The following is a 14524-nucleotide window of genomic DNA, read 5'->3' as shown; positions in this document are numbered from 1 at the left end:
AACGATTACCGCTCCTTTACTTGGTCAATAAATTCTTCAAACGTCAATTGATTTTCTTCTATATAAGTGGCTGCTGCTACACCTACATAGCGTAAATGCCATGGTTCATAATCAATCTGTGTGATGTCATATTTACCTTCTGGGTAACGCACGATAAAGCCATATTCACGGGCATGGGCTTGAATCCATTTGCCGCCATCAGTGTCTCCAAATCGATGATCTAAGACATCCGTCGTATGGTCTTGATACCATGCTTGATCCACGACATCGATTGCCAAACCTGTATGGTGTTCACTATACCCTGGTTCAGTAAACGTCAATTTCGTTGTTTTTTCGGCAGCCTCTTTTGACTCTCCGCGAGCCATCAACGTATCAACATTGGCATCAAAGATTTTCCTTTGATAGGCCACTGATCGATAAGCCGAGACCATCACCAAAGGATAACCTGCTTTCTTAGCAGCAGCTGCCAAGTCATCATAAGCAGATACGATTCGCTTGTCAACCAAATAACCGTTACTTAGTTTTGATAACCCAGATTGTGAGATTTCTTGATCAATTTTATACTTTGGTCCAACTAAAACCATCGACCAATCACCCAAGGAAACATTTGGAAAATCATCGGTTTGACTCTCGCTTGTCCCCGTTGTGCTTTGTGTAGTTGCTTGTATAGTGGATTGTGTTGTAGATTGTGCTGCAGACGTGCTTGTTTGATTTTCTTCACGACTGTCTTGTGCAGACGCTGCCTCGTTCATCACAGCACCTTTGCCGATTTCTACCGACAAACATACCAATACGAAAAAGGACGTAGCTGCAATAATACCATAATACTTTTTCAAATAGATCCTACCTTTAATGATAAGTTTCTTCTAAATTTTCTTTCACCCAAGTCAACAGTTCAACTTTGTCATTTTTGATTTGTTGTTGCACGAATGCGGGCAAGCGAAAATTCAGAATATCGTCATAACCCCATTCATCATACGTAATACTCACCCGTAAATCAAGGTATTGGACGATTTCTTCAGATTGTGTTAATATTTCTACCTTTGCTAAATCGCTGCCAAGCCACTTTCGGGCAATCTGCGTCTTCATTTTTTTAAACTCTTGCACACCCAAATGGCGTTTTTCTGGATAAATGACTGTTTGACGAACCAATTTTTGAATCAGCATCCACTCATAATCAGAAAATAATAATTTGACTTTTTGATTCTCAGCAGGCGACAAACTGACTTTCCCAGCCTTCCATGCTTCCCATTGTGAAGCGTCGATCCCAAGTTGTTGTTCATAGAATTGGTTTTCAGATACGTATTGTTCAATGATCGTGTTTAAAATAATGGCAATTGATACGTGATGCATACTTATCCCCTCCTATCTCTTATTTTACTGAAAGCTGCAGGGAAAAGAAACTTTTTGCCTTGCTTTTTGATTATTTTAAACATTCTCAGAAGTTTGCTATACTATAAAATGAAGGAGATGATCATCTATGAAAACATACCGTTGGGGCATGATTGGTTTAGGCGATATCGCGCATCAATTTGCCGCAGGATTCCAAAGTCCAAACAGTGAATTGTATGGCGTCAGTGCCCGTAATTTGCAAAAAGTTGAAAAATTTGCTGAGCAATATAAGGTGCCAAAGGCTTACGCTACAACCGAGGATCTTTTGGCTGATCCTGCGATCGATATTGTATACATCGCGGTGCCAAATGATCTGCACCATGAATTTATTATGCAATCTTTGATAGCAGGCAAACACGTACTGTGTGAAAAAGCCATCACGACAAATGCTGATGAGTTGGCTGAAGAGTTGGCCTTGGCTAAAGAAAAGGGCTTGATCTTGGAAGAGGCCATGACGATTTTCAATATGCCTTTATATGCAGCCCTGAAAGAACAAATCAATGCAGGGCGACTTGGCAAGTTGAAAATGATCCAAGCACCTTTTGGCAGCTACAAAGATCCAGATCCAACCAATCGATTCTTCAACCCTGATCTAGGCGGCGGTGCCCTTTTAGACATCGGTACATACGCTGTATCCTTCGCCAGATTTTTTATGAGCGAAGCACCGGAAGTTATTTTTAGCGATATGAAACCATTTTCCACCGGTGTTGATGAACAGTCTGTCACGATTCTGCGCAATCCAGCGGATGAAATGGCCAATGTCACACTGACCTTCCAAGCGAAAATGCCTAAAACAGGGATCGTTGCCTTTGAAGAAGGCTATATCACCGTGGACGAATACCCCCGCGCCGATTTAGCCATGATCCATTTTCGGAATGGACAAACAGAGACGATCGCTGTTGGCGATACCAATCAAGCGTTGAATTATGAAATCGAGAATATGCTCAAAACGATTGAAGGAACGTCTGAGGGTTCCATCCACCTAACGACAGACGTGATCGAAGTCCTTGATCAAATGCAAGCTTTTTGGGCGCAACAATAAACAATACCCCCTGCATCTTGCCGGGGGCATTTTTTTTAAACTGAACGCTTATGATTTGGAGACGAATGGATTTGTTCTGAAAAATCAGCCTTCACTTCAATAAAACTTTTAAAGGTCTGTAAAAACTGAAACAATTGGGCACGATTTTCGAATTCACTGCGGGTTTTCGGCAATGGTTTTTGCCGATAATCTGCATGTAGTGCCTCTATTTTTGCCAAAATCAACTGCCCATCATTGTTTTCATGGAATGTGTCTGCTGTATAGCGCAACACGGATTGGAACGTGATCGAATAGGATTCTTCTACTTGGATATGTTGCAAGATCTCCGTCATATCCATCAACAGTCGGGCCTGTGTTAGCCGCATCGTAAAGTACGCTTCATAGTAGCCCGTGGAGGAAACCCATTGGTTTTCTTGATGTATTTTTGCTTGATACTGTCCTTCTTTGATTTGATCAAACAAGCGGACACACTGACTGGGCAATACGTCGGTGCCCGTCATAAATGATTGCGCCAAATCTTTTAAAAGACTTTTAAACGTCTGTTCTACAGCTAACTGGGCTTCGTGCAGTTTCTCTTCTCCATTCGGCATATAAAGATTAAATAGCAAGGCAAAGCCAATCCCGATGATCATCAGTAAAAAAGCATTGCCAATCAGCGGCAGTGCAAAGGTGCCTTCCATCATATAATGCGTGACCAAAACAGAATTGACCACGATACCATCTGTGAGTCCGAAGTAAACAGCCACTGGAATGAACAAGAATAGAAACAAGACAAAACCGACTGGGCCATAGCCTAAGAGATGAAAACTGATGAAAGCCAGCGCGGTGGCGATTGCCAAAGAAATCAAGCGGCCAACAGCAGTAAATAATGATGTTTTTTTCGTATTGCCAACACTCAAAACTGCAATAATACCGGCTGCTGGTGCATAGAGCAAGCCTAGACTTTGCGCTAGGTACATTGACAATCCGGCTGCGATTGCTGTTTTAGTTGTTCTTAAACCAATTTTCATTTTATCACCTCCAAAAAAGTATACTAAACATCAAGGGATAAGACTAGAATTTCTATCAACCTTTGGTTATGATAAGGTAAAGGAGGAATCACCATCATGAAATTAGGGCGGTTTCGCTTAGGGATGAGAACGATCAAAACAGCGATCGCTGTGATGCTCTGTATTCTTTTGTTTCATTTTTTGGATCGCGGTCAGCCATTGATCGCAGCTTTATCTGCTGTGTTTTCATTGCGTCAAGATCTGACCACGACTTTGTCATTCGGCCGTTCTCGAATATTAGGCAATTCGATCGGCGGTGGTACTGCTATCTTTTATTTTTTGACCAAGCAATATTTCCATCATGATTTTTTGATCGAGCTCTTGGTTTTGCCAGCATTGGTGATGTTCATCATTGTTTTATCCGACGGTATCAATAATAACTCCGGCATTATTTCGGGGATCGCCACGATGTTGTTGATCACACTAAGTGTGCCACAGGGAGAGTCGATCATATTTGCACTCGATCGGGTACTGGATACATTTATTGGTACCTTGATTGCTTTAATGATCAATTTTGTGATTCGTCCACCAGAGATTGAGAAAGAAGAAGAAATCATTGAGGATCTGGCTGTCTTGAAACAAAAAGAAGCCGATCTGCAAGCAATGCTCCACGATGTTCAGGGCGCAATCTCAGAACAAGAAAAAGACAAGCAGTAACTTGCCGCTATACGTGAAGCGCCCAAAGGAACTAGTGGCTCCTCTGGGCGCTTTTTTTTCGCTGATTGACTACTGATTCAAGTGGTCTGCGATCTCTCTTTGGGTTTGTACCCATAACGCTTGTGCTTGTTGTTTTTTATTTGGTATATCTAGTGCTGTGATCTGCCGATCCACAAAATATTGCCCCGAGATTGCCGCTACTTCTGGGCTGGTCGCCAAGTACACAGCCGTATCGGCTCCTTGTGCCGGTGTTTTGAAAAATGGTGTCAACACTTTATAAACTGCCTTGCCAAAACCAGTTTTGCGACTGACACCTAAGCTGGTTGCGACTGCACCTGGATGCAGCGCATTTACCGTGATGTCCGTATTACGCAACTGGTCTGCGAAAGCTTCTGCCATTAAGATCATCGCTTTCTTTGAACGCCCATATTCTCGCCATGGCAAGAACCCCGCCACATCAAAAAAGTCCTGGTCCTGATCTGGAACGAATTGATATGCACCAGAAGCCACGATGACGATCCTCGCATGATCTGCCCGTTTGAGCAACGGCAGCAGCAAACGGGTCAACTCATAGTGGCCAACATAGTTGACCCCCAGCATTTTTTCAAAACCATCTTTGGTGCTTTCTTTTTTTAATGTGACAACACCTGCATTGTCGATCAAGACATCGATTTTATCAAACCGACGCCGCATCTCCGTTGCCGAATGTTGGACGCTCTCTAGAGAACCTAGATCACCAATCACCAAATCAATTGCGTGATTTCCAGTACTTTCTTGTAATGCTTTTTGCGCAGCCGCCCCTCTTTCTTGCGAACGGCAGTACATAATAACATGGGCACCCTCTCTGGCCAATGCTTCCGCTGTTGCATAGCCCATGCCAGCGTTGGCACCTGTCACTACGATCGTCTTCATAAACAGCACCTCCTCTTCAGTAGTATAGCAAGCCCTAGCAAAATCTGCGAATCATAAGAATGAAAACCCTAGTTTAACAGTGTCCAAATAGGCACCTTCAACTGACATTGATCAATAAAAAAACGGCCAGGCAATACGCCTGACCGCTGTTTGTGCTTGATCCAAATAGGTGCAGATTATGCTTCGTATCGGCACACACCATCTAAATAAGTTGCTTCCACGTTCATTTCTGCATCCAAAATAATAAAATCAGCTGCTCGACCTGCTTTGATCATGCCGCATACATCATCTATTTTGCAACTGATCGCTGGAACCAACGTCGCCATCATGATCGCTTCTTGCGGCGTAGCGATCCCCCAGTCAACGACATTCTTGATGGCTTCTTTCAATTTCAAAATACTGCCGGCCAAGTTGCCTTCTGCCAAACGTGCTGTACCGTCCTTCACGACGACAGGGAATTCACCTAAGACATAATCACCGTCTGGCATGCCACCAGCCATCATACAATCTGTGATCAATGCCACATGATCATGTCCAGCTTTTTCCATCAAGATTTCGGCTGCTTGCGGATGCACATGGTGCCCATCACAAATCAACTCAGAAAAGACTTGATCCAATGACAACAACGCACCGACCATGCCTGGTTCACGGTGGTTCAACCCGCGCATGCCATTAAAGGCATGTACAAAAACACTCGCGCCTGCTTCAACAGCAGCTTGGGCTTGTGCCAAAGTCCCATTGCTATGGCCTAGGGCAACCACCACACCTTCTTCCGTCACAGTAGATACAAACTCACTGACACCTTGACGCTCAGGTGCTAAGGCGATTTTTTTGATGATGCCGCCTGACGCTTCTTGCCACTCGTGGAATGTATCTAAGTCTGGATCGCCAAAGTAAATCGGGTTTTGTGCCCCTTTATGTTCTTCGGTGAAGAAAGGTCCTTCAAAATAAATCCCTTGGATTTTGGCACCGTTGACATCGTCTTTGACTTGACCAATCGTTTCCGCAACATCCCGCAAGCGTGCTTTGCTTGACGTTAATGTAGTTGGTAAAAATGAAGTCACGCCGCATGACAGTAACCCTTCTGACATCGCTTTGATTCCTTGGGCATCATTGTCCATGACATCATGATTCATATAGCCATGGATATGTGTGTCTACCAGACCAGGTGCTACCCATTTGCCAGAATAATCGACTACATCTGCGTTTGCTGGGGCTTTTTCAAGAATCGCACCAAACTTTCCATCTTTGATCTCTAAATAACCGGGTCCATGCACTGCCGATTTCAAAAAGAATTTATCCGCATATATATATTGATTCATCTAGATCGCTCCTTCTTTCTTTCTCCTTTAAAATTACTCTTATTTGCCGGAGAAGTCAAGAAAGGTCTACACCATTTTAGCAGATTGCCGAATATCAACGACTGCCTGATACAATTGAAAACTCTTATTTGCGGCCTGCTCTTCTTTAAGAAAAGTTAAGACTTGTGCTTTGATTTCAAATAACTCTTCTAGGAAGTAAAAACTATTCTTTTCTCTTGCCAAAGCGATACCTTCTTCAATGATTTTTAAAGAACGGCAAAGCTCCCCTTGCTCCTTCAAAAAAACAGCATAATTATAATATACTTTTGTCAATGTTGTTGTTAAACGTTCCGGCGGCAGGGCTTGCATACTATCATAGGATTTCTCTAAATTTAAACGGGCATCCGCAAGCTGCTGCAGATCACTATAGACACGCCCCATACAGCTAAGGAGGCGAATCTCCATCACAGAAACATTGGTTTTGTCTTGTTGATACGTATAGGATAAACCTTTTTTCAAAGACACAAGTGCCCCTTCATAATCTTGATCAATAAAATAAGCGCAACTGCCCAAATAGTAATAGTACATTTGCATATCTGTATCTAAATACAGGTAATGCTTGATTTGTTTGTCTTGCAGCTTTTCTAGTAAAGCTTGATATCGTTTGTGGACGAAATGAGATTCTATTTGCGCAAACACTTGATTGGATTGGTTGATTTCTTCTGAGTGGAGCATCATTACTTGATCCAGTGTTACGCCTAAACGCTGACAAATTTGATACATCACCCAAACATTAGGGAGTTCTTCATTATTTTCGATACGGCTCAAGACACTTTGCGAACAGATATCTTGGGCCAGCATTTTTTGTGTCATTTTACGATTTTGACGAATTGAACGAATGATCTGACCAAACGATTCCTCTTTTTTCTTCATGCTTTTCCTCCGGGGGATCTTAAATAGAACGGTTTTATGTTCAAAAATGCGAATTCGCATTTTTAATTTTCTTTATTTTAGCACATAATAACAAAAAGGAAAGCAATTTCAACAGTATCTTGTTATTTTTCAACAATTTTAAAAAATGAGGTGTGCATATGACGATCGATAGTACGATCTTTTTTACATGGGAAGGCAAAACTTATGAGGCAGTCGTTGAAAGAGAATATGAGAATTCAGTCCTCGTCCAGGTCAATGAACCTAGTTCAGAAATGCTTGAGAAGTTTACCAATCGCATGATCATCAGCAAAAAAAAATGTCAACAGACAATTGAATAACAAAAAGAGCTGCCTTCTTATCTTTGATCTAGGAAGGCAGCTCTTTTTTTATTTTTGACGATAGCTGGCTAAAAATTGGGTCATCTTCTCAGCCGTTGTTTTCAAATCATCCATATTAGGCAAATAAACGATGCGGAAATGGTCTGGCTGCTGCCAGTTAAATCCGCCGCCATGGACCAACAAAATATGATGCTCATGCAAGAAATCTAAGACAAACTGCTCATCATTGGTAATATTGAAGCGTTTGATGTCTATTTTAGGGAAAATATAGAATGCCGCCTTCGGTTTGACTGCAGACAGTCCAGGGATGTCATTCAATGCTTGATAAATGAATTCTCTCTGTTCATAGATACGGCCACCAGGAAGCAGCAAGGCATCAGAACTTTGATAACCGCCTAATGCAGTTTGGACGATTTGCTGGGACAATACATTGGAACATAATCGCATCGAAGACAACATGTTCAAGCCTTCGATATAGTCTTTGACATTGGTTTTATCACCACTCAAGACCATCCAGCCGACACGGAAACCAGCCACGCGATGCGATTTAGACAAACCACCCAATGTCACAACAAATCGATCAGGTGCTAATGTAGCAATAGGCACATGGACGTAATCATCCATAACCAAACGGTCATAAATTTCGTCAGAAAAAATGATCAAATCGTGTTCTCTTGCTACATCAACGATTTGCTGCAGGATTTCTTTAGGATAGACCGCGCCTGTTGGATTATTAGGATTGATCAATACGATGGCTTTGGTTTTGCTAGTGACTTTCGAACGGATATCAGCAATATCTGGATTCCATTCTGATGCTTCATCACAAATATAATGCACCGGTTTGCCCCCTGCCAAAGAAATCGAGGCAGTCCATAGCGGATAATCTGGCATCGGCACCAAGATTTCATCGCCATTGTTGCATAAGCCCTGCATACACATAGTGATCAATTCAGACACACCATTGCCGGTATAAATATCATTGATCGTCACATTAGGAAATTCCTGTAATTGATAATATTGTTCAATGGCTTTACGCGCCGAAAAAATGCCTTTCGAATCGGAATACCCTTCCGACTCACGGACATTCATGATCAAGTCGCGAACAATTTCATTCGGTGCTTCAAAGCCAAATGGCGCTGGATTCCCCGTGTTTAATTTCAAAATACTGATGCCTTCTTCTTGCATGCGATCAGCTTCTTCTAAAACAGGGCCGCGGACATCATAACTGACCCCTTCAAGTTTGGACGATTTCGAAAATTTCTTCATATAGTTTTCTCCTTTAACCGGTAGGTCAACGTATGGTTATTGGTTCTCGTCGTTGATCTCTTTTCAGATTGCATTTATTATAGCAAAAAGTTTTCCCAATGGCGAAATTTTTTTGAAAGCCTTTTGGAGATGTCCTTGGGCTGTTTCAAGAAAAGTGCAGTAAATACAATTCTTGCAATGCCATATGTCCCACCGAAAAATCACTGAATCCGGCAGCCAAGAACTTTTGGATCCACCCTTGATCTGTCAGTTCGATCAAATAGAGCTGTTGCTGCAAATCGATCGTCACTGAAGTCAATTCAGGAAATGTCACCAGAAAATCAGGCGTCGAGATTTTTATATAGACTGGCGTATGCTGCAGCGATTTTTGTCCTAAATACTCATGCTTGATTTTGCCATCTTTCAGAAAAAGCACACGATCTGCATAACTATCAAGATTGGTCAAAATATGAGAAGCAATCAACAGGCATTTGTTTTGTTCTCGCAAGCTACGTAAAACATCTGAAATCAACGCCACATTGGTCGGATCTAATCCATTCATGACTTCATCCATCAGCATATAAGGCGTATCCGTCACGATTTGCATCGCAAAACACAAGCGCTGACGCATCCCCAAAGAATAGGATTGGACGGGACGTTTGATATATTCTGCCATGTGCAATGCGTGGATCGTCTCTTCTACCAGAGATGCCTCCGATTGCCACATCCGCTGATATAACCTTAAGTGATCCAAGCCACTCAAATCTTGATAGAGATCATTTTGATCAGGAAAAAAAGAAATCTGCTGATGGGCAAACGCCTCTGCTTTTTTGGTTTGATATAACGGTTCTTGATCAAGATAAACTGCGCCAGCACTAGGGTGAACAAAGTGCATCAACACATGAAGCAATGTTGACTTGCCTGTTCCATTCGGTGCGACTAGACCAACAATTTCTCCTGGTGAAAAGGATAATGACAAATTATCCAATACCGGACGATCATACTGGACCGTCACATTCTTCAGTTCTAACATCTTTCATCCTCCTAAACGAAGCGAAATGTTTTGCTTTTCAGTTTAAAAAACAAGCCAACTTCTATCAACAACCAGACGCCACCAAACCACAGCAGCCCTTTTGACAACGTAAAACCGCTGGAACCAAAGTAAAAACGACTATAGCCTGAAAGAATGCTGCCCACATCTTGATAGAGATAAAAATTGTTGGTACGATCCAAAAAGGCACTAAACCAACGATGCTGGAAAATCAAAGGTGTGACCAAACAAAAACCAATCAGCACCAAATTCACCACTTCGGATCGCAACAGCATACTTAACAGCAAGATCAGTCGGGTATAAATCAATTGTATCACTAGAAGTGCGCCTACACATTGAAGCAAAAACACACCAACAGATTGTGTCGTGAAGGCCTCCATAGAAGAAATGGGATATCGGGCATCAACATCTGCCGAAAAAATCGCCACCGGCAAGCTGCTCGAGCCAAATCCGAATTGCAGACCCGTGCCCAACCAGATCACCCCCAACGTGCTGAGCATCATGATGAGGGAGCAAAGCATCACCGCCGCTGTTTTTACCCAAAGAATATCTTCAGCTGCTACCGGAAACGCTAGGAATAAGGATCGATGTTTTCGTTCTTTCAATAAACTATCGATAGCCAAAAATAAAGTCCCGCTCAAAAATAGCAGCGGCAATCGATCCAACAGCCCACGATAGACCGTCTGAATGCCGGTTTTTTGTTCCATGACGGCTTGTGACAACTGCGTGGGTGATAACTGACTATAGCTTTCCATCAACCGGGCTGTAGCTGCGTAACCAAAGAGACCGTCATATGCCGCATAATAGTTTTTATACGTATAATAATCTGCTGTGAAAAAAATCGATTGGTCATCCGTATATTGTAATGCCACTTGATACCATTGACTAGTAGCCGCTGCATACCCTTGCCAATCATCTGCTGCCAACGCATCAAGACGCGCCTTTTCGGCTTGATTCCATGGCGTGAAGGCCGCAACTGCCAAACCTGCCGACCAATGTTCTGAGGTATCAGCTGCTTGCTCGTCTAAGTATGCCTGACGCACCTGATAGCGTTGGCTCATTTCCGCTTGATCCACCCGCTCGATTGGCCGATAACTTTGTTGCTGGAAGCAAAAAACAACTGCATAAATCAGCAACAAACAAAAGACACCGATCGTCTTTTTGCTGCGGAGCAACTGCCGCAACTCGAATAAAAAATAGTCTTTGATCATCGTCCACCTCGCAAGAGCCATTGTTTTTTATCCGCCCATAAAATCAAAGCTAGCCCACAGAATATCATGGCCAAAGTGATGACCCAACTGCCGTAAACCCCTACTTGACTGCCAGACTGCCACGCGAAGGCGCCAGTATAAAACGGTTCGATCCGTAAGACCGCAAGTGGTGCAAAGAGGATATTATGAGCAATTGCCAGATAACCGAAGCCATAAAGCAGTACCAAGATAAAAAATGACACATAACGATTTGGCACCACAATATTGGCCAAATACCCCATGACTTCTGCCAGCAGGATCAGTAGGACCAACGATATCAAACTAACTAGCAAAAACTGAAAGAAGGGTACCGCCTGCCAATCACCTTGTAGATACAAACTGCTGGGATACTGCCAGTCACCCATTGAACCAATCAAACCCATACATAAGACGACACCAACCAAAAAAGACAGCACGATTGCCAGATTGTTCACCAGCTTGACCAAGATCTTGCTCCCCATTCTTACTGGAAAAATCTGCGGATACGCACGGATCAACGAAAAATGCCTTCTCTCTTCTAGTAAATTGTCACTTGCCATGAAAGCAAAAAAAACAAAGCCAATATTCAGCAAAAAAAGTAACGCCAATGACAACGCCGTTTGGGCATTATCAGCCGTTAAAACCGGTGTTTTCTCCTGTTGGATCAATGCTTGATAGAAGACCTTCTGTTGATTGATCAACCAGACCGGTTGCAAAAAATCATCCTCTTCTAATGGCGCTTGCCACAACTTCAGCTGGACATCTGCGATCGCAAGACTCGTTTCATTAAATCGCGGATACATTTCCATGATCAAATTCGATGATTGTCTTGTGGTAAGATTATAGTTCGTCAAAACCAAATCATACAGTGCTTGTTCTTCCTCTGTGCCGTTTGCACCATTTTGATATTGATTGACTAATCGAGACGCTTGCGCTTGCTCTGCCATGGTCGTTGCCGAAAGCTGAATCGGATCAACCAACTTTAAATAGAAAGAAAAACAAACCCCAATACAAAACGCACCTGCAAGACAAAGATAAAAAAAGCGCTGTTTAAATGATTTGATCAACAAATTATAGAAATACTGCATAAGTGCCCCCTTTCACTTTAATCCTTATACTATCAGCATACCGTTTCTCTGCCAAAAAACCAATCGAAAACGTAGAAAAAACACTTTTCACTAATTTTTAAAAGCGATTGACAAACCCGTGAACAATCGGGTAAGATATTTTTTAGATGTTGAATCGATTGGTTTGACTATCATTGATAAAGCAGATGTGGTGGAACGGCAGACACGCACGCTTGAGGGGCGTGTGAGCTTAGCTCGTGTGGGTTCAAATCCCATCGTCTGCATATAGATAGATAAGCAGATTACTTTGGTAATCTGCTTTTTTCGTTTCCTGTATTATGGTCATTCCTTTCAGTAGATATCTTTCTATTTAAACAAGCAACCCTTTGATCTAACCTATCCATAATTTTTTTCACGCCCCACTTTGCCCCCTACCTTCACAAAATTTCTAAGATAAGCAATCCAGATTTTTCATACTTTAAAAATAAATATTTATGCTGTCATTTATTTATGGTATCATCAGGTGAGGTGATTCTATGTATTTTATCAAAGATCTATTTGCTTTTATTGGTCTGATCAGCTTGATCGTCCTGGTATGCCAAAAAAATAAGTTCTTTTCATCACTCAGTCCAATCCAAAAATGTTGTTTTATTCTCTTAGGTATTTCTGTATCGGTACCTGCACTCATTGATTTTTTCAATGGATTTGCCCATGGTTTTTGGGAAAGCTTATAACCTGTGAAGCCATCTTTGATGGCTTTTTTTGTCAAAGCAAACAATAACGCCAATCAATTTATAGGCTTATTTCTGTCGTGTTGGCTATCTTTCTCTATGCTATACTGTATCTATCACTATCTATCGGAGGTGAACAAATGGACAAAATCAAAGAACTTGCTCTAGTTATCCCTTTATTTATCCTTTTCTATTTTGTTCTCTGTCTGGTTGTTGCTGTGGTGATCAGTCTTAGCCGCTTTCTGCTTACACGTGAACCATTTTTGGAGAATCTCAAAGAATGGTTTTTAACACTATTTTTAGAGATATTGAACCCTTTTAATTATTTTTTTTGATGATCATCATCAATATAGTTTGTACCTGAAAGGAAGTTGCAGATGCCCATCTCATTCATTGCTGCAAAAGAAAATGACTTGCTTAACATCTATGCGATTCAAAAAATAGCCTTCCAATCAATATATGACACCTATCACGATGTAAATACTTCTCCATTTAGAGAATCAATGGCGCGTTTGAGAAAAAAAATGATCCACCCAAACAATCATTTCTTTTTGATCCAAAAAAATGAACAAATCATCGGGTTCATCAAAATAACCACGGATGAGGAACAAGAAGTCATAAGAATTGCACCGATTGCCCTCCTTCCTGCTTACCAGAATAAAGGCTACGGAAAAATGGCATTGCTTAAAGCAGAAATGACTTTTCCTGCTAGAAAAGCCATTTTGAGCACCATCAAAGAAGAAGTGAAGTTGGTCAAATTTTATCAGTCTTGTGGTTATGTCATAACAAGAGATGAACCTTCTGATATAGAAGGTATGCATTTTGTTTATTTTGAAAAAGAACTATCAGGCTTTGACCGTAACATAGCAGGTGCAAATCAAAGGTAATAGTATTTCATTCATCAGATAAAAATAAAAGAAAAATGTGAGGTATTCCATGAAACAATTATTTCTATCGGCTTCTTTTGTCGATGCAAAAAAACAATTTACTGAATATATAAAGACAGTTTCACAGGAAAAAACCGTGACTTTCATTCCGGCAGCTAGTCTAGTTGAAGAGGTGACTTTTTATGTTGATGACGCACTAGCTCTATTCAAAGAATTGGGCTTTGTGATTGATATACTAGATTTGACAGTCGCTGCACCAGAAGAGATTGCAACCACTTTGCAAAAAAACAATTTCATTTATATCTCTGGCGGCAATACTTTTTACTTGCTAGATATATTGAAAAAATCAGGTGCTTTTGCACTGATTCTACAGCACATTGCGGATGGAAAAATCTATGTCGGCGAATCTGCCGGCAGTGTCATCGCAGCCGAGTCGATTGATTATATCGCAGAAATGGATGACAAAAGCAAAGCCCCGATTGCGTCTTCCTATCCTGGCCTAAATTTGGTGCCCTTTGCGATCGTTCCGCATTATCAAGCAGAGTACTTTGCGGAAAGCGCGGAGACGATCTTGCACAAGTATCAAGCAGATTATGCGTTGATTCCCCTCAAAAACGAGCAAGTGATGATCGTTGACGGTGCCCATACAGAAATACGCTGATCTTTCTTGCTGTCAATCAACCACAAAGG

17 protein-coding genes and 1 tRNA gene are annotated in these 14524 nt (G+C 41.7%); 8 read left to right on the top strand and 10 right to left on the bottom strand.

The window, feature by feature from the left end; genetic code table 11:
* Window positions 1-5: 5 nt before the first annotated feature.
* Entirely contained in the window at window positions 6-836 is an 831-nt protein-coding gene (locus AEQ18_RS12950; RefSeq protein WP_054116751.1) for a M15 family metallopeptidase, read from the bottom strand.
* Window positions 837-849: 13 nt separating this feature from the next.
* On the bottom strand, window positions 850-1353 hold the full coding sequence (locus AEQ18_RS12945) for a hypothetical protein (protein WP_054116750.1): 504 nt from the start codon (window positions 1351-1353) through the stop codon (window positions 850-852).
* A 127-nt stretch (window positions 1354-1480) separates the two neighbouring features.
* Between AEQ18_RS12945 and AEQ18_RS12940 the strand changes: the two genes are divergently transcribed.
* Window positions 1481-2434 carry a Gfo/Idh/MocA family protein gene (locus AEQ18_RS12940; RefSeq protein WP_054116749.1) on the top strand — a complete coding sequence of 318 codons (954 nt, stop codon included), beginning with the start codon at window positions 1481-1483 and terminating at the stop codon, window positions 2432-2434.
* 35 nt (window positions 2435-2469) lie between these two features.
* On the opposite strand, the gene AEQ18_RS12935 is transcribed toward AEQ18_RS12940, so the two are convergent.
* On the bottom strand, window positions 2470-3444 hold the full coding sequence (locus AEQ18_RS12935; RefSeq protein ID WP_054116748.1) for an aromatic acid exporter family protein: 975 nt from the start codon (window positions 3442-3444) through the stop codon (window positions 2470-2472).
* A gap of 96 nt (window positions 3445-3540) precedes the next feature.
* On the opposite strand from AEQ18_RS12935, the gene AEQ18_RS12930 reads away from it, so the two are divergent.
* The gene (locus AEQ18_RS12930; protein WP_054116747.1) at window positions 3541-4140 is read left to right on the top strand and encodes an FUSC family protein; all 600 of its coding nucleotides are present in this window, start codon (window positions 3541-3543) and stop codon (window positions 4138-4140) included.
* Between the two features lie 69 nt (window positions 4141-4209).
* On the opposite strand, the gene AEQ18_RS12925 is transcribed toward AEQ18_RS12930, so the two are convergent.
* The 3 genes from AEQ18_RS12925 to AEQ18_RS12915 all read right to left on the bottom strand — a co-directional run bounded on the left by AEQ18_RS12925 (window position 4210) and on the right by AEQ18_RS12915 (window position 7286).
* Window positions 4210-5052, bottom strand: coding sequence for an SDR family oxidoreductase (locus AEQ18_RS12925; protein WP_054116746.1), 843 nt, complete (start codon window positions 5050-5052; stop codon window positions 4210-4212).
* A 176-nt stretch (window positions 5053-5228) separates the two neighbouring features.
* Window positions 5229-6374 carry an N-acetylglucosamine-6-phosphate deacetylase gene (nagA, locus tag AEQ18_RS12920; protein ID WP_054116745.1) on the bottom strand — a complete coding sequence of 382 codons (1146 nt, stop codon included), beginning with the start codon at window positions 6372-6374 and terminating at the stop codon, window positions 5229-5231.
* 66 nt (window positions 6375-6440) lie between these two features.
* The gene (locus tag AEQ18_RS12915; RefSeq protein WP_054116744.1) at window positions 6441-7286 is read right to left on the bottom strand and encodes a helix-turn-helix domain-containing protein; all 846 of its coding nucleotides are present in this window, start codon (window positions 7284-7286) and stop codon (window positions 6441-6443) included.
* 158 nt (window positions 7287-7444) lie between these two features.
* Here AEQ18_RS12915 and AEQ18_RS12910 point away from each other — a divergent pair, with 158 nt between their 5' ends.
* The gene (locus AEQ18_RS12910; protein WP_054116743.1) at window positions 7445-7624 is read left to right on the top strand and encodes a hypothetical protein; all 180 of its coding nucleotides are present in this window, start codon (window positions 7445-7447) and stop codon (window positions 7622-7624) included.
* A gap of 48 nt (window positions 7625-7672) precedes the next feature.
* On the opposite strand, the gene AEQ18_RS12905 is transcribed toward AEQ18_RS12910, so the two are convergent.
* From AEQ18_RS12905 to AEQ18_RS12890, 4 genes are all read right to left on the bottom strand, one after another.
* A complete protein-coding gene (locus AEQ18_RS12905; RefSeq protein ID WP_054116742.1) occupies window positions 7673-8890 on the bottom strand; it encodes a pyridoxal phosphate-dependent aminotransferase in 1218 nt (405 codons plus the stop codon).
* A 145-nt stretch (window positions 8891-9035) separates the two neighbouring features.
* A complete protein-coding gene (locus tag AEQ18_RS12900; RefSeq protein WP_054116741.1) occupies window positions 9036-9902 on the bottom strand; it encodes an ABC transporter ATP-binding protein in 867 nt (288 codons plus the stop codon).
* Between the two features lie 11 nt (window positions 9903-9913).
* Window positions 9914-11131, bottom strand: coding sequence for an ABC transporter permease subunit (locus AEQ18_RS12895; protein WP_235505541.1), 1218 nt, complete (start codon window positions 11129-11131; stop codon window positions 9914-9916).
* Entirely contained in the window at window positions 11128-12237 is a 1110-nt protein-coding gene (locus AEQ18_RS12890) for a hypothetical protein (protein WP_054116740.1), read from the bottom strand. Before AEQ18_RS12890 ends, AEQ18_RS12895 begins: the two co-directional genes overlap by 4 nt.
* Before the next feature lie 181 nt (window positions 12238-12418).
* Here AEQ18_RS12890 and AEQ18_RS12885 point away from each other — a divergent pair.
* From AEQ18_RS12885 to AEQ18_RS12865, 5 genes are all read left to right on the top strand, one after another.
* Window positions 12419-12500, top strand: a tRNA-Leu gene (locus tag AEQ18_RS12885).
* Window positions 12501-12752: 252 nt separating this feature from the next.
* Entirely contained in the window at window positions 12753-12950 is a 198-nt protein-coding gene (locus tag AEQ18_RS12880; protein WP_054116739.1) for a hypothetical protein, read from the top strand.
* 137 nt (window positions 12951-13087) lie between these two features.
* Window positions 13088-13282, top strand: coding sequence for a hypothetical protein (locus AEQ18_RS12875; RefSeq protein WP_054116738.1), 195 nt, complete (start codon window positions 13088-13090; stop codon window positions 13280-13282).
* A 42-nt stretch (window positions 13283-13324) separates the two neighbouring features.
* The gene (locus AEQ18_RS12870) at window positions 13325-13834 is read left to right on the top strand and encodes a GNAT family N-acetyltransferase (RefSeq protein ID WP_054116737.1); all 510 of its coding nucleotides are present in this window, start codon (window positions 13325-13327) and stop codon (window positions 13832-13834) included.
* Between the two features lie 49 nt (window positions 13835-13883).
* Window positions 13884-14495, top strand: coding sequence for a Type 1 glutamine amidotransferase-like domain-containing protein (locus AEQ18_RS12865; protein WP_054116736.1), 612 nt, complete (start codon window positions 13884-13886; stop codon window positions 14493-14495).
* Window positions 14496-14524 lie beyond the last annotated feature (29 nt).

The organism is Enterococcus sp. RIT-PI-f (assembly GCF_001297065.1).
GTDB lineage: Bacteria > Bacillota > Bacilli > Lactobacillales > Enterococcaceae > Enterococcus_D.
This window is presented reverse-complemented; position numbering and strand designations above follow the sequence as displayed.